Source organism: Actinacidiphila guanduensis (assembly GCF_900103985.1).
Classification (GTDB): domain Bacteria; phylum Actinomycetota; class Actinomycetes; order Streptomycetales; family Streptomycetaceae; genus Actinacidiphila; species Actinacidiphila guanduensis.
Window position 1 is genome coordinate 553,813 of sequence record NZ_FNIE01000001.1, and the last position, 20,799, is coordinate 574,611.

Genomic DNA, 20,799 nt, shown 5'->3' on the forward strand with positions numbered 1-20,799 from the left:
GGTGGTGGACCGACTGGTGGCGCGGCGGCGGGTCCGAGCGGCGCGGGACGCCCGGCCTGGCGCCCGACGCCTGGGCAGCCTGTTCGGGCCGACCTGATCGCATCCCCAGTGGTGAGCGCACTGATGGTTTGAGATGTTGGAGACATGGCCTCGATCTGAGGAGGGTGCGACATGGCCCACGACGCCATAGAAGAGATGACCGGCCGTCTGTCACCGGAAAATCGAAGGTGGGTCGAGCAGCTCCCGAACGAAAAGAAGCGGGAACTCGTGCAGAAGTGGCAGAACGAAGGCGGAGCCACCGGCCTCGGCAATGTCGGAACGGACGTCAACGAGGCCGACGCGGACGCAGTGGTCGAGAAGTTCCGCAAGAGCTGAAACTGGCCGCGAAGCGGGTGCTCGGGCCCTCGTGGCCACTGGTTCCGAAGGCTCACCACCCGCACATCACGCTCGCCTACGCCGACCATGCAGCCCGCACCGTGGCTCGCGCGATCCCCAAGGGCCGAACTCTCCGACCCGCCGCACGAGCCGGCGACGCTGACGCTGCTGGAGCAGTGGCAGATCCACGGAAGCGCGGGGCGGCGCCTTGCCGCCGCCCCGCTGGGAACCCGCCTGCCCGCCTCCGAGGAGCCCACCACCGCACCCGGAAATCGACGCGGGACCCGCCCCGCGGACGCGGGGAGCACATGGACCGATGGACCGCGCAAGACGGCATCGTGGGGCCATCCCCGCGGGCGCGGGGAGCACTCGGCGCCGGAGTCGACCTCGACGTACACGCCTGGGACCAACCCCGCGGGCGCGGGGAGCACAGGAGCTGACCTGGTGGTTTAGCGAGGCCGACAGCGGTTTTTACTCACTTTACTCAAGGGGACGCTGTTGGCAGCGCCCGTGCGGAGCCGTATCAGGGTCATCCGAAGCATCCCAGCCAGAGCTCTCCATGGACTCGGGCGGAGCAGCCCGCACCTGGCCTACCGGGGCGAACCGTTGCCGAGGCCCATGTCCAGGGCCTCGTCCGCGCCACCAGCCATCCGGCACTCAGCGGCCGAACTTCCTGCGCCTTGCGGCCTTGCTCCACCCCTGCCGCGGCCGCCGGCCAGCGGTTGCCCCGGACGAGACCTGTTCAGCGCACAAGGATCAGCCCGCAGCTGTACGCGCGCGCGTGGCCGATCCCTTGGGCGAGCGCCGCGACGAAGGTCTTGGGGTCGGTGACCGTGAGGGTGCCCTTGATTTCCGCGCGGGCGATCCGCAGGCCCTTGTGCGGGGCCGGGCTGGAGACCTTCGGGAGCATGCGCACCGCGAGCCGCTCGAGGTCGGCGTCCGCTCCGATACGGGTGACGCCGTCGGGGGCGACGGGGGGCTCGCCGAGCGGTTGCAGGCGGCGGGCGAACCATCCCTTCACGTGCTCGGGGCGGGTGTGGGCCACACGGTCGCCGCGTTTCGTCGGCTGCGAGCCACGCGGCGGCGGAGTGCTGCGGACCGGGTTGACGACGGTACGGAAGTCGACCCGGTCGCCGGTGCGGAAGGTGCGGTCGACCGTGAGGACGTTCGGCGGCTCGGCGAGTGCCGCGCGGGGGATGCGGCTCCAGTCGGCGGGGACGGAGGACTGGACCACCAGGTTGAGCTGCGCCTTCCGCAGGTCGACGGTCCAGGTGGACAGCACGCCCATCCGGGAGCGCGCGTCGGGACTCCCATCGTCGAGCCAGCCCGCGAAGCCGCTCATGACGGTGCGGTGCATGTCCTGCGCGTCGATCAGGGACTTGCCGGCGAACGGATGCCGGGCGTCCAGCGTCATCAGGGTCTGCGAGGCGACGAACCTTGCGGCTCCGCCGCGGTCCGACGGCGCGTGCGACGCGGAGGTCGTCGTGTTCACGGAATGATGTCCCATCCACGGGCGTTCGGGGCGATGGTGATGCGGTGGCGGGTCTCCCACCGGAGACTGTGCACGCCGCCGTCGGCGTCGAACCGGACGGGCTGGTCCGACAGCGGGCCGACGCTGCGTACGCCCCCGTCCGCGTTGAAGCGCACGGGCTGGTCCGGCACGCCGGGCAGAGGCTGCGGGCTCTCGATCCACGCCCAGGGCCGTACCTTCGCAACCGCGACCGGCTCGGCTCCGTACGTGGCGGAGGCATCCGGGAGGAGAGCGTGCGCCTCGAACACGTCCCGCAGGCTTCCCGGAACGACACCGAGGGCGAGGTCGCCGGAGGGCGGGCAGGCCTTGCGGCCGAGCCAGAGCAGGCGCTTCGGGTGCTCCAGGGCGAAGGCGATCCGCTCCAGAAAAACGGCATCCGAATGTTCCAGGCCGACGAGGAAGACGGCGTCGGCCAGGTACCAGCGCTCGGTGATCAGGGCGTGCCGCCGGACCTCGCCGGAGACGAGGGCGCCCGAGACCGGATCTGCGGCCACGTACTTGGGCGACCCGTACCAGGCGTCCAACTCGGCACGTCCGAAAGGTCCTTGGCCCTCGCCGTCCGGCACCTCGGCCGTGGCCTTCGCGGCCCGCTGGTGGTCGGTGAGGAGATCGCGGGGCCGGAGCGGGAACCTTCCCCCGCCGACCGTGTGGTAGTCGCGAAGCGGCGTTCCCGGCCGGTCGGCGCGGACCCCGAAGAGCACCTCGGTGAGTGCGCCGAGCGACTCCCCCCGGGAGAGGCCGAGGGCCGCGGCGCACAGCCCGATCACCCCGGACTTCGTGGGGCGGCTGTGGGTGTCGCGGCGGGCGAACCTGCCGGTCAGGCCCCAGGACTGCAGGGGTCCGGCGAGCCGGATGAGCAGGACGTGCGGCTCGTTCACGGGGTGAGGTCCTCGGTGTGCTCCACCACGGACAGCGACTCCGGCAGGTCCAGCTCCGCCAGGAGGGCGTCGACTTCGGGGTCGTACGTGAGCACCCGCGCGGTGCGCAGGTCGTCCCGGCGGCGGCTGACGAAAGCGTGGTGGCGCAGCAGCCTGCGCACGGCGGCGGGACCGGCCGGCCCCTCCCCTCCTGCCGCCACCGGCCCTTCGTCCACCGGCCGTTGGAAGGCGGACGCGTAGTTGTAGGGGCGCTCGCCCTCGAAGGCGAGGACGAGTACGGGGAGCGAGCCGGTGGAGGCGGTGGAGTTCTTCTTCGCCTCGGGGAACGCCTCCACGAAGGCGTTCACGAACTCCTTCTCGGCCTCGGACGCGGCCTGTTCGGCTTCGTCGACGTCCATGCCGGCCGCCCGCAGGTTGGTGCGCAGTTGGACTCGGTCGAGCACGGCGTGCCGGTAGAACGTGCCGGAGATCAGGGACTGGTAGCCGGTCATGCCGGCGCCCGCGTCGTCGGCGGCGTCGAGGAAGCTGACGGCGTTGCGCTTGCGGTCGAGCTTCGCGTCGTCGGCCGCCGCGTAGAAGTCCTCGATCTGCTCGGACTCGTGGACGGTGAAGGCGTGCCCGGTCTGGACGGCGCCGTCCACGTTCGGGGAGTCCGGGATCTCGGCGAGGAAGCGGCCGTAGAGGGCGATGTCCACGGCGTCGCGGGGAGCGAGCGCCAGCAATACGGCGTCGCGGGTGGCCTTGGGCAGCGGCGGCAGGGCGGCCGCGGCAGGTTCCGACGCGACCGGCTCCTCGGCTTCCGGCGGTGTCTCGGCCTTCTTCCTCGCGCCCCGGCGGGACTTCTTCGCCGCCTCGGCGTGTGCCTGGGCGTCGAGGTAGGCGTCCCGCCATGCCTCGACCTCCTCGGCACCGCCGGCGATATGGTCGGCGATCCTCGCCGCCGCGTCGGACGGCGCGAAGATCAGCACCTTGGTCAGGTTGGCGACCGTCTTCTTGCCCGGGTCGCCGAACTTGAGGCCGCTGGCCTCCATTACGGCGCGGGCCGTGGCCAACGCCCGCTCCTTGTCCCAGCCGTGGGCAGTTTCGAGTTCGCGCCCGGTCAGGATCGCCCATTCCCGCGTGCGGACGCCCGTGCTCCGCCCCTTCAGCGCTCCGCGGCCCGCGTTCGCGCGGTTGCGGGCGTGGACCCGCTCGGCTCGGCGCCGGGCCTGGCTGGTGATCATGTGGCGTTCCACGCCGCCGAAGACGAGGGACTTGGGCTGGCCGTTCTCGTCCCGTACCGGCAGGACGGCCGCCAGCGTCTCGATCAGGTGCAGGGAGAGGAACTGGCTTCGGGCCGGTTCGGTCACGAGGTGGTGTCCCTTCGCGTTCTGGGTTCGTTCGAGGTGTCCCGGTTCCGTACCGGCGGGGTGTGGAACTCGACCGACCACCGGTAGGCGATACGCGCCTTGCGGTCGTTCCACCTGATCAGGTCCTCGGTCAGCCCGGTCCACGACGGCGGCGGCTGGTCGCAGGACCGCAGCCGGGTCACCGCGTGCTGGAGGTGGCGCCAGGGGACGCGCCGGCTGGCGACGATGCGGTCCAGCAGGCGCTGGGCGCCGGGGTTGTCGGGGCCGCGTCCGGTCCCGTCGCCGATCCGGCGGGCGGCGGCGCCGAGGCTGCCGATGCCGTAGGACGGTAGGGGACGCCCCTGGTGGTAGATCGCGAAGAGGAACGCCACCTGCTCGAACAGGTCGCGGTGGTCGTCACCCCCGTACCAGCCCGCGCGGATGTGCGCGTTGGTGCGGACTCTGGCCCGTCGCAGCTCGGCGAGGGTGCCGTTGTCGCGATTGCGGACCAGGGTGGTCAGCCAGGCGGTGAGCGCCGCGGCGTCGTGCCGGAGCCGCTGCGGCTCCGGGGCGGGCGCGAGCGCCGGATGGTCCTCAGTCACGTGCGATCTCCCCTCGCAGTTCGGCCGGGGCCCGCTCGCCGGTCACGGCATCCTCGAAGAGGCGTACGGCCCGGGCCCGCGCGCGGTGGTTGCGGTCGCCGGGCGGCAGGGTGTCGAGCCGCTGGAGCAGCTGGGTGCGGGCGGTCGCTGTCAGGCCGGCCCCGTACTCGATCAGCGGCTCGGAGACGGGGTCGTCGTCCTCCGGTCCGCGGTCGATCACCTCGTCCAGCAGTTCCTGGAAGGGGTCCTCGGCCGACGGCCAGAACGCCCATCGGGCGTCGAGCCGCGCCACCTGCCCCGCCTCGTCGGCGGCGCGCATGGCGGGGAAGGCGGTCTCGGCGGCGACGACGGCGGCCTTCTTCAGCGTCCAGGCGAGGTATTCGGCGATGTCGGAGCCCCGTCGCGAAGCCCGGTACAGGTGCGCGGCCATGCCCGGGGCGTAGGGGTAGGTGCCGTGCGTCCAGGCGACCGGCAGGGTCTTGTTGGCCAGCAGCCCCACGGCCCACAGCTGGTACGGGGCCCCGGTCCCCATCCGCGTGTACGGAAGGGATTGCAGCCGCGCGTACATCCCCTCCCGGCGGTCCCTGACCGCACTGTAGAGCGCGTGGGCCTCCAGCCAGAGGGCTCTGCTGGGCGACGGCCACAGCGGCTTCTCCACACCGCCGGTCGTCCTGCTGAACACCGCGTCCTGAAGGTGGTGCGACGGATCGAGCGCGAGGAGTTCCCCGGCGCCGATCAGCACCCGGTCGACCATGGCCTGCCCGTGCGGCCCCCGCTTGGGGCGCAGCAGGACGGAACGGCCGAGGGCGCTGTGCAGGTCGGCGGGGCCGCGCGGAACGCGCGGCTCGGTCTGGCCCTTGAAGGTACGGCGCTCGATGTCGTTCGTGGTCCAGGAGGTGTTGAGCGCGTCGGGTGAGCCGTCGGCGTGGCTGTACGGCGGGTAGAGGTTCAGCCGGATGGTCTCGCCGAGGGTCCGGCCCAGGGCAACGACGCGAATCCTGCCGGTCAGGCGGCCCGCTGCAAGGTTGGTGACCTTGGCGCCGAGCCGCGTCCCCGACATCCGGGCCCGCCCGTAGGGGGCGTAGACGTGCTGGGTGAGCGTGGCACGGAAGGCGTCCGCCGCGGAGAGGGGGTCGTCGCGCTCCAGGTGGTGGTGGTCGAAGTGCTGGTTGTAGTCGCCGGCGTGCTCTATGACCAACTGTGCGGTCCCCGTGGCACTCTCCGTGAAGTCCTCGGCCAGCCGGGAGTTCTGCATCAGCGGCACGGTGGGATGGAACAGGTCCCAGGACTCCTCGGGCTGACGCTCCAGCCACTCACCCGCCGCCGAGAGGTCCTGCCCGCCCGTGATCCACTCGCGCCACTCCTCGTCCGAGGACGGGCAGGTACGCGATGCGAAGCAAATGGCCAGCAGGTACTCGAGGACGGCGACGCTCTCGCCCGGCGAGGCGCAGTCGAGAGCGGCCAGCTCGTCGGCCCGGTCGAAGAGCGCGCGAAGCGAGTAGTAAGCGGTGCAGCCGTCCAGGGCGACGACGGGTATGCAGGGCTGGTGCCGGGGGTCCCAGGTAGGGCGAGGCGCCGAAGGCGCCGGTCCAGCGGGTGAAGAGGAAACTCCGAGCAATGCTCCGCTACCGCTCCTTGAGACATCAACGGCCGGGGCTCCTCGTGAGCGCCGCCCGCCTCGGAACCCTGGGTGTGGATCAGGAGTGCAGGGCACCGCAACGGTCCACCGACAACCGGCAGTACGCGAGATTTCTACATCAACTCGGCTACGCCGCGCAGCCGTTCGGTTACATGATCTTGGTCGGCTCACCGTGGGCGCCTGCCGAGCAGGATGATCAGGGTGGTGCGGGCGTCCCGGCGGCGCTGGGGGGTCGTGGCGAGGACGGAGATCAGGGCCACGACGAAGAGGGCGCCGGTGTAGAGGATGCCGACGCAGCCGCTCAACACTGCGGTGTAATAGAGCAGATGAGGGAACTCGGACATCGATCGTCCTTCGGTCGGGAGCCGGATACCGGCTGCTGCGGTGATGGCTCCACCGTCGCGGTTGAGGTCCCCGGGCCACGAGATCCGCCGACCGTCGCCGACGCGATTTCCGCAGCTCAGGGCAGGTCAATTCGCCGGCGTCCGCCAGGATTCCGGCGCCGAGTCGGCCGAGGACGGCGCCCGTGACCGACCCGCAGGGCCCCGCCCGCCACAAGCTCGGCGAGATGCTGACGAACCTGCGGGAAGCCGCAGGAATCTCCCAGCGGCGGATCTTCGAAGAACTCGGCGTACCCCGGACGACGATCCGCAACTGGCTGGGGGGTACCACTGCCCCGGACCGGGCGCGAGAACCCGACTTCTGGGCCCTCGTACGGATGCTGCAGCAGGCCGCCGACCACGCCCCGTACTCCGAGGGCGAGTGGGCGGACGCCCTGCGCGCGGCTCAGGAGGAGGGGAAGGCCGCCCAAGGGCGGCAGGACCTGCCCACCCGGCCGTACGATCCCGACCCTCGCCTCGTCCGGGAACGGACGGACGAGCGTGCGGACATGAACGCGTTCCTCCGCGACGACAGCCCCGGCGCACCTTCGTATCTGTGCTGGATCGCCGACGCCCCTGTCGGCAAGACCGCGCTGCTCACCGACTACATCCGGCGGCAGCGAGGGACCGACCTCGACGTCCTGTCCTTCTTCGTCTCGGAGGCCGAAGGCACCAATACACGTGCGAAGTTCGCGGCGGAGACGGTCCGTCAGGTCGGCGAACTCCTCGGCAAGCGCCAGAAACGGGACCCGAAGGGCGTTCGGGAGTGGAAGCGTCTGTTCGCCGAAGTGGCCGAGAGGAGCGGGGCTCGGGGACGGAAGCTGCTGCTCGTGGTGGACGCCCTTGACGACGATGTGGCCTGGTCAGGCCTCACGGCGAACCACAGGCCCAATCCTGGCGGCCAAGAGAGCCCCGTGACACGGCAACGCTCCGTACGTGGGAGCATCGCCGCGCTCCTGCCCGCTCCCCCACCCCCTGGCATGCGGGTCATCGTCTCCCTCCGACGCTGCATGCGCTTCCCGGACGACCTCTCCCCGAGCCATCCGCTGCGTCGAAGCAGGCATCAGCGCACGCTCACGCCCCTTGCCGGAGTGCCGCTGCTGCGGCACCCACCGCCGGACGTCCACGCCCTCGGCGAGCCGGTGGCCGGGCTGCTTGCGGTCGCAGGTGGCGGGCTGCGTACGGCGGACCTGGCGGAGTTGACCGGCCTTCCGAAGGAGCGCCTCGATCGCCTCGTAGCCGGGCCGGCGGGCCGCGCGCTCATCGACGACGACCCGATCTCCGAGATGTATGCGCTGGCCCAGCCGCAACTCGCCCGAACGGTGCGCGAAGCCCTCGGGGAAGCCGGAGTCCAACTCCTCACCGCTCAACTGCTGGAGTGGTCGCTTCGGTGGCACGCGAGGGGCTGGCCGGAAGGAACTCCGCCCTTCCCGCTGCACCATGAGCTGCGGCTGCTGACCGGCGCCGACGAACGTGCCGCGTACGTCCTGGACATGGCGCGGTTGCGCCGACTCGCCAGCGTGTCGGGGCCTGTGACCGCGCTGGCTCAACTGGACGCCTTCGAGGAGGAGATCAGCGCAGCGGGCGAGGGCGGCCCCGATGTCCTGGCCCTCCTCGTACAGATCTCCGCTGTACGCGCCCTGCTCCGCGGCGAGTTGCGCGACGTGCCCGCCGGCGCTCCCTCGCTCCTCCTCCGCCTCGGCGACGTGCGGCGTGCGCTCGGCCTCGCCCGCTCCGCGCCCACGGCGTCCGAGAAGGCGCTCCATCTCGCCGACGTCGCTGTGGAGTTGGCGTACGCGGGACACTCCGACGCCGAGACCGTGGCGCTGGAGGCGGCCGAGTGGCTGACTCGCGACCGCACGGACCAGGGCTTTCCCGGGACATACCGGGCCCCTGAGTCGTACGCCCGCATCCTGACGGCCGCCCGTACGCTCGCGCAGCTGAAGGGCCCCGCTGCCGCGCGCCCCCTCGTTCGTGCCGTGGTGCGGGACGAGAGGGCCGGGACCGAAGCGCTGATCGAGGCGGCCGGAATGCTGGACGTGGTCCCGGCGGACGACGTCGTAGCGGAGTTGCAGGACCGGGCGGACACACTGAGCGGGGGCGATTCGCGCGCGAAGGCTGCTGCGGTGGACCTCTGGGGCGCCCTGGGCCGGTCCATGCCGTCCATCGGTCCGCATGCCGGTGACCGCATCCAGGAGATCGGCGATGACCTCGGTCCCGCCGACGGGCTCGGCGCGGTCGACGTCCTGGCCGCGGCCGCGTCCGCCCTCGCGCGCCTGCCCGCGAGGCGGCGCTCGGCCGCCCACACACTGATGCTCCGGGCACGGGGCCGCATGGCGGACGCCATCGCGGCGCTGAAGGCCGCCGAGCCGCTGCCCGAGGACGTCGAAGGGCACCTGCGCCGCGAGTCTGCCGGGACGTTCGCGCGTCTCGCCCAAGCCGTGGACGTTGCAGGGGTCGGGGTGGGGAGGGATGCCCTGGACGACATCAGACGCTTGATGAACGCCCTGCCGGAGGACCGGCGCATCGGGGTGCTGGGCGACCCGTTGCTGGAGCGGGCGGAGTGGGTGGTCGCGGCAGCCGGCGAACGCCGAGAACGGGAGGAAAACGCGGCTGCGGCGGCTGCCGACGAGAAGAGGAGGGCGGAACGCAGGGTCAAGGACGCCCAGGCCGCTTCGCTCAACGAGGCCCGCACGAAGTACACGAGGGCCGGGTCCTCGACAGAGGCTCCCCAAGATCGGGGGCTGGACGTCCGGCGCGCCGGCAGCCCGACGCGCTGCGACCCACCGCAGATCCGCGGGTCTGCCCGAACACGTCGACGGTCAGCGGTCCGAGCACCCTCACCTCGCGCTGCTCGACGAAGCAGAGGGCCAATTGGCCGCGGGCAACCTGCTGCGCAGCCGGGAACTGCTGGAGGAGGCGCTGCGGCGCTCCTCCCTCCTCGAAACGGCGCGGCCAAGGCCCGAGGCCGACCCGCGATCCTGGATAACGGACCTGTGCCAAGCTCTCGGCACGGTAGGTGAGTTCGATGAGGCCGTAGTGCTCGCTTCGAACCTGCCGGACCCGCAGGAGCGCGCGCGGGGCCTGGCCGCTCTTTCCCTCGGCTGTTCTCTCGGCGGGTTCGGCGAAGCGGGCAGCGGCTATGCGTACGAGGCGGCGTCTCTCCTGTCCGCCGATGAAGGGCCGGATTCAGCGGGCGTCGTGGCTCAGGCTCTCGCTCACGCCGGAGACGCGCCCGCGGCTACGGCCCTGGCAGTGCGAGGAAACGCCGCACAGCGGCGGCAGGCGATGACGGCTGTCGCTGCCGGACTCGTACGCCACCGCCCCGAAGAAGCGGCCCGCATTGCCGAGCCCTCCATCGAAGCGCTGGCAGAGCGTCTGATCCACCTCGACAAGGGCAACCAGTTCCGGCACCTTCCCGAATTGGCGGCCCTGCTCCTCGCTTTTCCGGACGTCCGGCATCCCGACTCCCGCCTGCGCGAAGCAATGCACCTCGCCGTGCAGCGGCTTGGTGACGCCACCACGTCGTGGCACGGGCCGTCGATGGTGGTCGTCACCCTGCTGGAACGGCTCGGCTGCCTCTCTGACGAGGACGCCGAGGTCGCCGCGAGCGCTACGGACAGGTGGCAGCGCTCGCTCCAACCGGGCGAGGCCCCCTGTGCGGAACTCGCCCTCCTGGCGGCCATCGACGGGGACGCACCTGGCGTTCGACGTCACGCCGAGGCTGCACGGACGCCGCAGGACCGCGCGACAGCGCTCTTCGCAGCCGCCGCATATGTGGCGGGCGCCCACATACCCCTGAGCACCGACAGCCGAGCCGGCGACCGGGTGATCCGCACCTGCCTCGCTCTCACCCGAGCCCGCGGTGACGGCACTCCCCCATCACCGACGGCAGCCCGACAGCTCCTCCGAAGCCTCTTGCGTTCCGACGCCTGGACCTCCACGATTCCCCTGCTCCCCGCACTTGCCCCCGGAGCCCTGGAGCGCCTGAGCACCGTACTGAAATCGAACCAAGCGGGCGCCGTCCTGACCTGCGGCGAAGCCCGCCATTAGGCGCTGAGCTCACCGAGGGGTAAGACGCCGTTTCTTATGGTGGGCTGCGGTCCGGGTTCCTCCTGGCAAAGGTGTGTGGGACCATTTGTGCCGTGGATACCAACCGAAGGGCTCGTGCCGCGTAGGCGGCCTGGGCGCCTACGTGCCGAGCAACGACTTCGGCACCAGCCCCCACTCCCACGACCCGTCTTCCCGGGCCTGTCCTCGACGGCCACGGCCGAGGTCGTCAGGATCGAACTCAGCCGTAACTACCTGTGGCCAGGTGCCACATACTCGGCAGCGCTCGTCTGGAGCCGGTTCGTACGCAATCCGAACCGACGACTGTGGGTTCAGGACGACGAGTCCAACTGCGGCATCTGGGAGTGCTGCGGCAGTCCGTTCGAGGCTCGCTACTTCTTGGAAGCCGTGATCCGTGGCATGTCTCGGCAACGACGCTCCGAACTGCGCCGCATCGTCGACGAGCTGGACGATCTCTCCTATTGACAGCCCCGGGCGGCGCTGCTCAGCGAGCCGGGCGCCGGTAGTTGATGAGTGACGCCACGATCCCGACGAAGGCAAGGTAGGGCTCGGCCGGCAGTCCAGCTCACCGCGGGCACCGAGTTCGTCGAGGACGACACGATGCAGCCCGGCCCACACCCGGCCCCGGCTCCACTGCGCGAAGCGCCGGTAGACGTGGGCCATGCAGGGCCGAACACCGGCGGGAGCTGCCGCCACGTACAACCCGACGTCGCCACGAAGATGATCGCCGCCAACGCCACACGGTCGCACGGCCGCCGTGACCGCGGCACCGGCCAGGAGCGAGATACGGCGGCCGAGCCCCACCCCCAGCTCGGGGCCTGGCTGATCGCCAGGAGCGCGGCCACCAGCCAGGACGCCCTGGCGGTGGGCCCGCGCGGCCTGCCCGCCCGACGGGCCCTCGCCCGACTCGACACGAGCCGGGCCCACGCGCTGGTCGACCGACTCCAGCACCTCCGCGACCTCGGCCAACTGCCCCCGGACTGCGACCCCGCAGACCTGGCCCGCCTGCTCGTGGTGATCATCAAGGGCCTCGCCGTGCAGGCCGCCTCGGGGACATCACAGGCCGAACTGCGGGTCGTCGCCGAACCGATGATGTCCTACCTGCCCGTACGGGTGACGTGACGGGACGACGGGCACGGGTCGGTGACGGCCGGCAGGCTGGGCCGCGCCAGATCCGTGGCGCGACCCGACGAGCCGTCAGGAAGACTTCTTCCGGATTGGGCGGAAGAAGGCGCGGATCTCCTCGGCGAGTGTCCCGGCGGCTTCCATCGGCCCGAAGTGCCCGCCTCGTGGCATGTCGGTCCAGCGCGCGACATCGTCGAAGACTCGCTCCACCCAGGACCGGGGCGGCATGTTGTCCTTCGGGAAGGCGGCCACACCCAGCGGGGGCATGACGCGCTCGCCGGGCGCGAACCGGGTCGGATTCAGCCTGTCCTCGCGGTAGAAGCGCATGGACGAGCCGATGGTGCCGGTGAACCAGTAGATGGAGACGAGTGTGAGTATCTGGTCGAGCGAGAAGACCTGCTCCACGTCGCCGTCGCAGTCGCTCCAGCCGCGCAGCTTTTCGACGATCCACGCGGCCAGGCCCGTAGGGGAGTCGGTCAGGGCGTAGGCGGGCGTCTGGGGCTTCGTCGAGTGCAGGTGGTGGTAACCCCCTTCCGCGGCGAACCAGGTGGCGGAGGAGTCGATGAACGCCTTCTCCTCCTCCGTCAGGGGCGGTTCTCCCTCGCCCAGGGGCGGCCGGAAGGCACCGGGGACGAAGTTGAGGTGCAGGCCGGTGACGCGCCCGGGATGGCGGTGGGCGAGCCAGGTGGAGACGGCCGCGCCCCAGTCGCCGGCCTGGGCGCCGAACCGCTCGTAGCCGAGGCCCGTCATCAAGTGGGCCCACAATCCGGCCACCTGTTCCGGTCCGAGGCCCGGGCGCTCCGGGCGCTGTGAGAAGCCGTACCCGGGGATGGAGGGGACGACGACGTCGAAGGCGTCGGCCGGGTCCCCGCCGTGGGCTCCCGGGTCGGTGAGCAGGGGGATGATCCGTTCCATGTCGAAGCCGGTGCCGGGCCAGCCGTGCGTGAGCACGAGCGGGTACGGCGCGGGACCGGTTCCGTGCCGGTGGATGAAGTGGATCCCGATTCCGTCCACGTCCGCGGTGAACTGCGGCAGGGCGTTCAGCCTGGCCTCCTGGGCGCGCCAGTCGAAGCGGTTCTGCCAGTGGTCCGTCAGCCGTCGCAGGAAGGCCAGGTCGGTGCCGTCCTCCCAGTCCATGCCGTCGACGGCGTCGGGCCAGCGGGTGTTCCGCAGCCGGCGGGTCAGGTCCTCCAGCTGTTCGTCGCTGATGGCGATGGTGAAGGGCGTCGTTTTCACGGAACCGCTCCGTTTCCTGCACCTGTCCCTGGTCCCCGTGAACGTTGTCGTCCCCGCGGCTCGGCTCCCGCATGCCCAACATGCGGTGGGACCAACCCTGCGGGTTTGTCGTAGTCGTAGCGGCGGTCGCCGAGCACGACGCCCGGGCGAACCGGACCGTGTGGGCCGCATCCATGCAATTGCTCAGGGCCCTGCGGGGCGTGCAGAAGTCGGGAGCCCAGCGGGCGAACGAGCGGCCTGTCGGCAAGGTGACGGCCTGGCTGGACGGCTACCAGTACATCGACGGCTACCCCGAGCCATGGCATATGTTCACCAGTCTCGCCGTTGAGAGACCGAAGTGGTCCTGTCCGGGACGTCCCCGCTCGTCCCAGTGCAGGTAGGCCACGACGTGCCCGCGTTGTCGCGCAGCCACAGCGTTTACGAGCCGTCGTCGTACCACTCGACCCACGAGACAAGTTCGATTTACGAACTTGAGAGTGTTAACGTGTCCGTGCGTCGGCAAAACGAACCCACTGGGTTGCCGGGATGGGGCGCCATACGTGGTGGCGCCCGGCCCGAAGGGGTGCCGACGCCCAGCGCTGTCCGTGTTCCGCCACCCCCTACCTGCACCCCGCGTGAACTCTGCGGCCGCGCGCCCGGGCACTGGGGCGGCGTCACCCGAGTCGGCCCCCGCTCCGCAAGACCGCCCGCGCCGGGCCGATCCCCACCCTCCCCGCGTGGCGCAGCTGCCCTCCGCGGTCGGCGTCTCCCACGCTGTGCTGCTCACCGCGCCGGTCGCAGTCGCGACCCTCAGCGCGATTCCGCGCACACCTCATGAGTTCCGCTGTGCCTGAGCAACCGCCCTTCGCACCCCTGGCCAGTAGCGCTTCTCAGAGGAAGTCTCCACAGGTCAGCCCCAAGGCCCGTTGCCTCGGAGCACCTTTCCCAACCATCCGCCGCGCCGCGGCAACATCACCCCTCGGAGGACCCTGACATGGCCTGGATCGCCAGTACCCACACCGAACGCCAGAAGGAGCTCGGCAGCTTCCAGCTCGGCACGGGCGGAATCGGCGGAATCGCCTTCGCCACCGGACCCGGGATCGGGCTGCCCGAGGAGGAAGGCCACAAGCTGATCGACCGAGCGGTGAACGAGGAGGGCTTCAAGGTTCTGGACACCGCCGATGGAAGAAGGGAATCGCGGTGAGCACCTTGTCGCCCTGCCGGTAGGCCCACGGCAGCGCCTTGCCGTCCTCGCTGCTGATCAGGGCCTGCGGCAGCCCCGGTCCGAAGGGGGCACTGCCCCAGGTGGAGGTGCCGCGCGTGCCCGCGTCACGGGCGAGCGGTGCCATTGTCTGGGAGGTGAGGTGCGTCCAGTCGTCGCTGATGCCGATGTCGGTGTACGCGCTCCACGTCACGCCCGGTGTGTAGTACTCGGTGCGGGTCTGCGGGAAGACGAGCTCGTGGTCGGTGGAGCCGCTGAGGCCGGTGACGGGGGCGGTGGAGCCGAACAGCTGGTCGTCCAGCCGCCTGACGCCGGCCGGTTCGCGGTAGACGGAGTCCACCCGGGCGAGGTGCGCCGGGTCGAAGTGCCACGTGTGGCCGTTCGGCAGGGCGGTGTTCACGGCGTCGAACAGCAGGTAGAGCGAGGGCGCGGCGGGCCGGCCGACGACGTGGACCTGATCGTCGCCCGCGGTGATCCGGTCGCGCAGGCCCTGGTTGCCAGTGGCCGAGAAGAGCTGGAAAACTGGGAGGACGCCGGTGTCCTCGATGTAGTCGTAGCTGAGCACCAGTTGGACGCCGTGGGCCTTGAGTGCGGTCATGAGGGCGGTCAAGTCGTCCTGGGACGGCGGGTCCTGGGTCGGCGGTGGTGACGTCCGGGGCGAGCAGCACCACTCTGCCCGCGACGTCGCCGATGGCTGCCGGGTCGGTCCGCTCGCCGAGGTCGACCAACTTTCCTGTGACGTCGCCCTCGAAGCCGCCGGGTGAGGTGTCGGTCACGTCGCCGACTTCGTAGGGGTGCGGGCCCGTGGTCGTCACCTGGTTCTGCGGCCTGGCCCACGCCGCCTCACCCGCCCAGGACGCGCTGGCCGGGCTACGGGTGCAGTTTCTCGCCCTTCGCCAGCATCGCCACGTACTTCTCGATCCGGCGCGCCCGGGTCTCGGGCTTCTTGGCGTCCTGGACTCGGTACAGGATGGCGTAGCGGTTCTGCCGGTCCAGTGTCTCGAAGAACTCCGCGGCGGCCGGGTCGGCGGCGAGGGCTGCCGCGAGGTCGTCCGGCACCGTGGCGGTCCTCGCCCCGTCGTATGCCGCCTCCCAGCGGCCGTCCGCCTTGGCGCGGTCGACCTCGGCCTGTCCCGGCGGACGCATCCGGCCCTGCTCGATCAGCGCGGCCGCCTTGTCCCGGTTGATCTTGGACCACTTGCTGCGCGGCGTGCGCGGAGTGAACCGCTGGAGCCACCACTGGTCGTCGAGCGCGGCCTTCTGGCCGTCGATCCAGCCGTAGCAGAGCGCCACGTCGAGCGCCTGGGCATAATCCAGAGCGACGATGCCGGCGCCCTTCTTACGAAGCTTGAGCCAGATACCGGGCGAGACGGCGTGGTTCTCGCCGAGCCACGCCTCGAAGTCTTCGGCGAATTCGAATGCGACGATCTCCAAGTCCTGAGTCACCCGGGTAGCGAACCACACCCGACCGACAGCCACGACGCACGCAGACGCCGGCGCCGAGGCCAGCGCCGGCGCCCGCCGCAGGATGCCCGTGGACTCTTGCTCACGACAAGAAGAAAGCACGCTCACCCTGGACCGCCACGTCGTCCGCGAGGAAGGCCCGGGGATCGACCCTGCGGCGGCGGGGAGGACGGCTTGACCGCCTGCCCCTCGAGGGTCGCGACGGGCCCAAACCCCGCTGGCGCGGGGAGCACTCCAGAGGCAGAAGCGACCAGGACTTGATCACGGGACCAACCCCGCGCGGGCGGGGAGCACACTACGGCCGTGAGCTGTAGGGCGCTTTCGTCGGGACCAACCCCGCGCGGGCGGGGAGCACCCTGCGGTGGGCCCGCGGTGCTCGATGTTGCCGGGACCAACCCCGCGCGGGCGGGAAGCGCACCTCCCGCCCCTGGAGACCGAGGATGCCCACGGGACCAACCCCGCGCGGGCGGGGAGCGCGGAGATCGTCAACCCGCCGCTGCCGGAGGCCTGGGACCAACCCCGCGCCGGCGGGGAGCGCTGTCGGGCAGCATGGGTAATGCTCCTGTTCCTGGGACCAACCCCGCACCGGCGGGGAGCACAGGAGCTGACCTGCGTGTTTGGCGAGGCCTATTGCCGTTTTTGCTCACTTTACTCAACGGCGCACCCTCGGCAGCCCCGACTCGGGAAACCGTGTCGGCGTCATCCGAGGCGGGCCCGTCGGGTGCGTCGAGCGAGTCGAGCTGACCGACGCGTCCTGGCGTGCCCGTGCGGACGGTGGCCGAGGTCCGTGCCTGCTGTGCCCTGCCGAAGTTCCGCACACGACTCGCCAAGCGCTGACTCCCAGCCTCCGCTGCTCCGCCCCAGGGCCACGGCGCCTGCGCGTTCCTTACCCTTCGCTCCCCCTCCGCGCGATCGCGTCGACTGACTCGAGTGAACGGTGAAGCTCCACCGCGTAGTCGAAGCCGGGAGCCTCGGAGGCCCGGCCCGACAGCGCCTCGGCCACCTCCGCGTACAGATGGGCGACGTTGTGGGCCGGCGTTCCGGCCAGCTCCGGGAACCGGTCGTACCCGGCGGGAGGCTTGAGCGGGGACAAGGTCTCCTGGTCGCGCGCCCCTTCGACGGCCAGCGCCGCGCTCATGGGCAGGCCGACATCTCCGGTGATCCGCAGGGATCCCCGTGTCCCGTCGATCTCCCAGACGTACGGCGTCGTCCTCAGCGCGCCGCCCCGGAAGTGCATGCCGGCGACGGCCCCGCCCGGCAGCCGGCCGGTGACGGCGATCTGGTCCGGCGCGGTCTTCACGATCGCCTCTCCGGTGTCGGTGTTGACGGCCTGGGGGCGCACGGTCGCGACCGTCGCTGTGACCGCGGACAGCTCGCCCAGCACGACCGCCTGCATGTCGAGCGCGTGGGCGAAGGGGATGGTCATCATCGTGGCCCCGTTGGCGGCGTCCGCGGTATAGGCGGACCCCGACGTGAACGTCGCCCCGCCGCCGGGGAACGAGCAGATCATCGACGAGGAGAGGACCTCGCCGACATAGCCGTCGGCGACCAGGTCGCGGACCCACCTCGTCGTCGGCGACACGTGTCCCTGCAGGCCGGTGAACCGCGGTCCGGGGCGGCCCGAGTCCCGCAGGAACTCCGCCTCGGCGAGGTCGCGCGCCAGCGGCCACTCGCACAGGACGGCCTTGCCGGACGCGAGCACCGGCTCCAGCAGCCTGCGGTGCTCGGGCACCCGCACCGTGATCGCGATCAGGTCGATCTCCTCACGGCTCGCCATTTCCGCCACCGAGTCGTACCCCGGCACTCCGTAGCGCTGCGCGGCGGCCGCGGTCGACTCCGGCGAGCCGGCCGTCAGTCCCCGCAGCTGCACCCCGGGAACCGCCTCGATGGCCGGCCAGTGGGCCACGGCCCCCCAGTTGCCCTTGGCGCTGAGGCCGACGACGCCGACCCCGATCGTTGTGCCCATGGTTCCGTCCTCCGGAGTCGGTGAGGTGTCTTCGGGCCCGGGGCGGGGACTCCTTCCCGCCTCCTGCCCGTGGTCTCCGATCGCCGTGGCGGGACGCGCTGCGGGCGTGACGCCCGGCCGGGCGGCATGGCGCAGCACCGCTCTCATTTGAGTTGGTTCGGCGAAGCCAGGAGACGCGGTCCACCGTATCAGAGCTGGATTGGCTCAGCAGACCCAAAACGCGCCGGGGCGGCACGCAAAGCCGCGGAACGGCACCTTTGGCGGCACCCGACCCGGCGGCGCCCCGCATCTCACTTCGGGCAGCAGAGCCAGATCGACTAGACTGCCCGCATGAGTCGGAAGGCAGCTGCGTCGGACCCCCTCTGCGCCATCGCCCGCAGCCTCGATGTCATCGGGGAGCGCTGGTCGCTGCTGATCATCCGGGACGCCTTCTACGGCCGGACCACCTTCAGCGAGTTCCGCGCCTCGCTCGGCATCTCCACCGACGTCCTGACCGCCAGGCTCAACACACTCGTCGAGGAGGGGATCCTGGAGCGCCGCCCCTACCGCCCCGAGGCCGGCGGCCGCGGCTCCCGGGAGCGCCACGCCTACCACCTGACGCCGGACGGCCGTCAGCTGCGGCCCGTGCTGGGCGCCCTCCTCCAGTGGGGCAACGCGCACCGCCCCAACGACTACGGCCCCTCCTCGGTGCTGGTCGACACCAGGACCGACCGGCCCGTGCGCCTCGCCTTCGTCGGCGAGGACGGCGAGGAGGTCGACGTGGCGCAGGTGGACAGCGTCCTCGGGCCCGGGTACTACGCGTGGAGGGCCCAGAACCCCGAGGGCGACAGCTGACCGCGTCACGGTCGGGGCGTGGACGGACCTACGCCGTCCGTCCCGCCGCCTGGGCGATGCGCGACCGCCACTCGGCCGTGTGCTGCGGGGTGGCCGCATCCAGGGCCGCGCGGACGCCGGCCGCGTCCAGGTCGGCCGTGTAGACCGGAGTGCCGGGCTGCTGGCGCCAGGAGTCCGCGAGGGGACCGGCGTCCACGGGGTCGAAGCCGGCCGCGTCGACGAGGGCGCGGACGCGGGCGGTGGCCGCCGGGTCGTCCCCGGCGACGGGAAGCGCGATGCGGTCCGCAGCGCCGGCCGGCCGGCCCAGGGAAGCCAGGTGGGTGGCGGTGATCGTGTTGAACGCCTTGATCACGGGCCGCCCCAACTGCCGTGCGGCCCAGGCGCTTTCGGTGCCTCCGTCGTCCAGTTCGCCGATCGCGGCGTCGCGCAGCACGGGCACGTAGTTGCCCGCGTCGACCACGACCGTCTGCTCCGGCAGCTTCGCCAGCGCGCCGGCCAGGTCCGGGATCGCGCCGAAGGGCACGGCGAGCACGAGGACTTCGGCGTCCTCGACTGCGTCGGCGACCGTGCGGGCCGTCGCGCCGGTCTGCGCCGCGAGGTCCGAAAGGGTCTGCGGGCCGCGGGAGTTGGCGACGGTGACGCGGTGTCCTGCGGCGGTCAGCAGGCGGGTGAGAGCGGCGCCGACGTTGCCGGCCCCGATGATGGCGATGTCCTCCATGGGATTTCCTTTCAGTTCGTGGGGAGTTGGGGCGTGCCGAAGTACGGGGAGTCCGGCGGGTACAGGTCCCGCAGGTAGGGCTGGTCGCGGCCGAGGTCGCACGGCTCGACCCGCACGTTGCCCGGGCCACGGGCGATGAGCAGCCCGGGTTCGGAGCGCAGGAAGTCGGGATAGCCGAGGTCGGCCAGGCGCTGCTTCTCGGCGGCGTGGTCGTCGGTCCAGTAGCCGACGTGGTGGAAGTAGCCGCCCGGAGGGGTGGCGAGCGGCGTGCCGGGCAGTGCCTGCCACAGTTCGACGGCGAACGGGCCGCCGAGCGAGAAGGTGACGTGGCAGTCGACGTCGTGGGCGGCTCCGTGCTCGTCCGTCATGGTCATCGACCGGACGACGACGGGCCGCCAGGTCAGGCCGAACAGGGTGCCGAACTCCGCCATCCCCCGTTCCAGGTCGGGTACGGCCAGTCCGATGTGCCAGATCCTGCTCATGCGTGGGTTCCTCTCGTCGGGTGGGGTGCCGGGCTGCCGAAGGGCTCGTCCGGGATATGGGTCGGACCGCGGCCCGTAGCGCGTCCGCGCGCGGCAGCCGGTCTGTTCCATCGCGCGCTTCCTTGTCCTGGACGCGGCTGAAGTGCGCGAAAGCGAAACGGGCACGATGTCCGTTTAACTCCGCCGACGATATGGACACCGTGTCCGGTTGTCAACTAGGGTCGGGTCCATGACCGCGAGATCCGACGCCGAGACCCGCCGCGCCGACGCCGTACGCAACCGCGGGGCCCTGCTTGCCGCCGGCGAACGCGTCTTCGCCCGCTCCGGCGCCGAGGTCCCGATGGAGGAGGTCGCCCGCGAGGCCGGCGTCGGCCGGGGCACCCTCTACCGGCACTTCCCCAGCCGCGAACACCTCCTGGCCGCTCTGATGGAAGGGCAGGCCGCCCAGCTCGACGCCGAGGCCCGCCGCCTGCGCGCGGAAGCTCCCCCGTGGGAGGCGGTCACCGCCTGGCTCCGCCGCTACGACGAAGCGCTCGCCCGCTTCCGGGGCGCCGCCGCCCACGTCGGCGCGGGCTTCGCCGGCGGCACCCCCGTCGCCGCCGCCTGCCACCCCATGCGGACCGCCTTCGCCGGGCTCCTCGACCACGCCCGCAGCTGCGGACAGGTGCGGCCGGACATCACGGCCGAGCAGGTCCTCGCCCTCGTCGCCGGGCTCCCCAAGGACGCGGCCACCGGACGCGCGCAGAGCCAGTGCCTGGACATCGTGCTGCGGGGGCTGCGCGCCTGAACGCCCCCGCCGAGGAGGCCGCCTGCTGACGGGTCGGGCCTGCGGAACGTGTCCGCATGGGGACGGCGCGGTCCGCTTGTGGCGCTCTGCGCGCGGGACTTGCGACGAACGGCCGGCCGCCGCGCCGGCGCCGACCGTTCGGTGCGGCACCGGCGCGGCAGGGCCGGCCGGAGGGGGTCAGC

General features: G+C 71.6%; 20 protein-coding genes and 1 pseudogene. 8 read left to right on the top strand and 13 right to left on the bottom strand.

The annotated features are described in order from the left end of the window. The first annotated feature begins 171 nt into the window (after nt 1-171). On the top strand, nt 172-375 hold the full coding sequence (locus BLR33_RS34630; RefSeq protein ID WP_143031608.1) for a hypothetical protein: 204 nt from the start codon (nt 172-174) through the stop codon (nt 373-375). A 742-nt stretch (nt 376-1,117) separates the two neighbouring features. On the opposite strand, the gene BLR33_RS02380 is transcribed toward BLR33_RS34630, so the two are convergent. From BLR33_RS02380 to BLR33_RS34960, 6 genes are all read right to left on the bottom strand, one after another. Next, nucleotides 1,118-1,867, bottom strand: coding sequence for a type I-E CRISPR-associated protein Cas6/Cse3/CasE (locus tag BLR33_RS02380; RefSeq protein ID WP_245771095.1), 750 nt, complete (start codon nt 1,865-1,867; stop codon nt 1,118-1,120). Further along, nucleotides 1,864-2,784: a type I-E CRISPR-associated protein Cas5/CasD gene (gene cas5e, locus BLR33_RS02385; protein WP_093782515.1), complete on the bottom strand. Its 921-nt coding sequence runs from the start codon at nt 2,782-2,784 to the stop codon at nt 1,864-1,866. The genes BLR33_RS02380 and cas5e overlap by 4 nt, the downstream gene beginning before the upstream one ends. After that, nucleotides 2,781-4,133 (bottom strand): type I-E CRISPR-associated protein Cas7/Cse4/CasC, encoded by a 1,353-nt coding sequence (locus tag BLR33_RS02390; protein ID WP_093782516.1) that lies wholly within the window; start codon nt 4,131-4,133, stop codon nt 2,781-2,783. The genes cas5e and BLR33_RS02390 overlap by 4 nt, the downstream gene beginning before the upstream one ends. Further along, nucleotides 4,130-4,714: a type I-E CRISPR-associated protein Cse2/CasB gene (gene casB, locus BLR33_RS02395; RefSeq protein ID WP_093782517.1), complete on the bottom strand. Its 585-nt coding sequence runs from the start codon at nt 4,712-4,714 to the stop codon at nt 4,130-4,132. The genes BLR33_RS02390 and casB overlap by 4 nt, the downstream gene beginning before the upstream one ends. Then, a complete protein-coding gene (gene casA, locus BLR33_RS02400) occupies nt 4,707-6,332 on the bottom strand; it encodes a type I-E CRISPR-associated protein Cse1/CasA (RefSeq protein ID WP_245771096.1) in 1,626 nt (541 codons plus the stop codon). Before casA ends, casB begins: the two co-directional genes overlap by 8 nt. Nucleotides 6,333-6,520: 188 nt before the next feature. Continuing rightward, a complete protein-coding gene (locus tag BLR33_RS34960) occupies nt 6,521-6,697 on the bottom strand; it encodes a hypothetical protein (protein WP_176930078.1) in 177 nt (58 codons plus the stop codon). Nucleotides 6,698-6,879: 182 nt separating this feature from the next. Here BLR33_RS34960 and BLR33_RS02405 point away from each other — a divergent pair, with 182 nt between their 5' ends. Both BLR33_RS02405 and BLR33_RS02410 read left to right on the top strand, forming a co-directional pair. After that, nucleotides 6,880-9,756 (top strand): helix-turn-helix domain-containing protein, encoded by a 2,877-nt coding sequence (locus BLR33_RS02405; RefSeq protein ID WP_093782518.1) that lies wholly within the window; start codon nt 6,880-6,882, stop codon nt 9,754-9,756. A gap of 16 nt (nt 9,757-9,772) precedes the next feature. After that, complete coding sequence (locus BLR33_RS02410) at nt 9,773-10,786, top strand: hypothetical protein (RefSeq protein ID WP_093782519.1); 1,014 nt, start codon at nt 9,773-9,775, stop codon at nt 10,784-10,786. 576 nt (nt 10,787-11,362) lie between these two features. On the opposite strand, the pseudogene BLR33_RS02420 reads toward BLR33_RS02410, so the two are convergent. Continuing rightward, nucleotides 11,363-11,562, bottom strand: a pseudogene (locus BLR33_RS02420) (transposase); the annotation flags it as partial. 106 nt (nt 11,563-11,668) lie between these two features. Here BLR33_RS02420 and BLR33_RS35555 point away from each other — a divergent pair. After that, on the top strand, nt 11,669-11,926 hold the full coding sequence (locus BLR33_RS35555) for a TetR family transcriptional regulator C-terminal domain-containing protein (RefSeq protein WP_218136589.1): 258 nt from the start codon (nt 11,669-11,671) through the stop codon (nt 11,924-11,926). Nucleotides 11,927-12,001: 75 nt separating this feature from the next. On the opposite strand, the gene BLR33_RS02430 is transcribed toward BLR33_RS35555, so the two are convergent. Then, nucleotides 12,002-13,165, bottom strand: coding sequence for an epoxide hydrolase family protein (locus tag BLR33_RS02430; protein ID WP_245771097.1), 1,164 nt, complete (start codon nt 13,163-13,165; stop codon nt 12,002-12,004). Nucleotides 13,166-14,138: 973 nt separating this feature from the next. Between BLR33_RS02430 and BLR33_RS02440 the strand changes: the two genes are divergently transcribed. Then, the gene (locus BLR33_RS02440) at nt 14,139-14,348 is read left to right on the top strand and encodes a hypothetical protein (protein WP_093782523.1); all 210 of its coding nucleotides are present in this window, start codon (nt 14,139-14,141) and stop codon (nt 14,346-14,348) included. Here the strand turns inward: BLR33_RS02440 and BLR33_RS02445 are convergent. Further along, entirely contained in the window at nt 14,305-14,964 is a 660-nt protein-coding gene (locus tag BLR33_RS02445; RefSeq protein ID WP_093782524.1) for a hypothetical protein, read from the bottom strand. The two genes, BLR33_RS02440 and BLR33_RS02445, sit on opposite strands and share 44 nt — an antisense overlap. On the opposite strand from BLR33_RS02445, the gene BLR33_RS34965 reads away from it, so the two are divergent. Further along, complete coding sequence (locus BLR33_RS34965; RefSeq protein ID WP_176930079.1) at nt 14,963-15,130, top strand: hypothetical protein; 168 nt, start codon at nt 14,963-14,965, stop codon at nt 15,128-15,130. The two genes, BLR33_RS02445 and BLR33_RS34965, sit on opposite strands and share 2 nt — an antisense overlap. A 106-nt stretch (nt 15,131-15,236) precedes the next feature. Here BLR33_RS34965 and BLR33_RS02450 read toward each other — a convergent pair whose 3' ends face one another. Then, a complete protein-coding gene (locus BLR33_RS02450; protein ID WP_093782525.1) occupies nt 15,237-15,830 on the bottom strand; it encodes a YdeI/OmpD-associated family protein in 594 nt (197 codons plus the stop codon). Between the two features lie 886 nt (nt 15,831-16,716). Further along, nucleotides 16,717-17,796, bottom strand: a complete 1,080-nt coding sequence (locus BLR33_RS02455) for a Gfo/Idh/MocA family protein (protein ID WP_093782526.1) — start codon at nt 17,794-17,796, stop codon at nt 16,717-16,719. Between the two features lie 330 nt (nt 17,797-18,126). Between BLR33_RS02455 and BLR33_RS02460 the strand changes: the two genes are divergently transcribed. Further along, entirely contained in the window at nt 18,127-18,630 is a 504-nt protein-coding gene (locus BLR33_RS02460) for a winged helix-turn-helix transcriptional regulator (RefSeq protein WP_093782527.1), read from the top strand. 28 nt (nt 18,631-18,658) lie between these two features. Here BLR33_RS02460 and BLR33_RS02465 read toward each other — a convergent pair whose 3' ends face one another. Both BLR33_RS02465 and BLR33_RS02470 read right to left on the bottom strand, forming a co-directional pair. Continuing rightward, nucleotides 18,659-19,348: an NADPH-dependent F420 reductase gene (locus BLR33_RS02465; RefSeq protein ID WP_093782528.1), complete on the bottom strand. Its 690-nt coding sequence runs from the start codon at nt 19,346-19,348 to the stop codon at nt 18,659-18,661. A gap of 11 nt (nt 19,349-19,359) precedes the next feature. After that, complete coding sequence (locus BLR33_RS02470; protein WP_176930080.1) at nt 19,360-19,830, bottom strand: VOC family protein; 471 nt, start codon at nt 19,828-19,830, stop codon at nt 19,360-19,362. Between the two features lie 229 nt (nt 19,831-20,059). Here BLR33_RS02470 and BLR33_RS36655 point away from each other — a divergent pair, with 229 nt between their 5' ends. After that, nucleotides 20,060-20,617, top strand: coding sequence for a TetR/AcrR family transcriptional regulator (locus tag BLR33_RS36655; RefSeq protein ID WP_093782530.1), 558 nt, complete (start codon nt 20,060-20,062; stop codon nt 20,615-20,617). Nucleotides 20,618-20,799: the final 182 nt, after the last annotated feature.

What these genes read in the sequence shown, in the direction of transcription:
- BLR33_RS02460 (WP_093782527.1), top strand. Translation starts at nt 18,127, where the DNA reads ATGAGTCGGAAGGCAGCTGCGTCGGACCCCCTCTGCGCCATCGCCCGC.
- BLR33_RS36655 (WP_093782530.1), top strand. Translation starts at nt 20,060, where the DNA reads ATGACCGCGAGATCCGACGCCGAGACCCGCCGCGCCGACGCCGTACGC.
- BLR33_RS34965 (WP_176930079.1), top strand. Translation starts at nt 14,963, where the DNA reads ATGAGGGCGGTCAAGTCGTCCTGGGACGGCGGGTCCTGGGTCGGCGGT.
- BLR33_RS02465 (WP_093782528.1), bottom strand. Translation starts at nt 19,348, where the DNA reads ATGGAGGACATCGCCATCATCGGGGCCGGCAACGTCGGCGCCGCTCTC.
- BLR33_RS02470 (WP_176930080.1), bottom strand. Translation starts at nt 19,830, where the DNA reads ATGAGCAGGATCTGGCACATCGGACTGGCCGTACCCGACCTGGAACGG.
- BLR33_RS02455 (WP_093782526.1), bottom strand. Translation starts at nt 17,796, where the DNA reads ATGGGCACAACGATCGGGGTCGGCGTCGTCGGCCTCAGCGCCAAGGGC.
- BLR33_RS02445 (WP_093782524.1), bottom strand. Translation starts at nt 14,964, where the DNA reads ATGACCGCACTCAAGGCCCACGGCGTCCAACTGGTGCTCAGCTACGAC.
- BLR33_RS02440 (WP_093782523.1), top strand. Translation starts at nt 14,139, where the DNA reads ATGGCCTGGATCGCCAGTACCCACACCGAACGCCAGAAGGAGCTCGGC.
- BLR33_RS34630 (WP_143031608.1), top strand. Translation starts at nt 172, where the DNA reads ATGGCCCACGACGCCATAGAAGAGATGACCGGCCGTCTGTCACCGGAA.
- BLR33_RS34960 (WP_176930078.1), bottom strand. Translation starts at nt 6,697, where the DNA reads ATGTCCGAGTTCCCTCATCTGCTCTATTACACCGCAGTGTTGAGCGGC.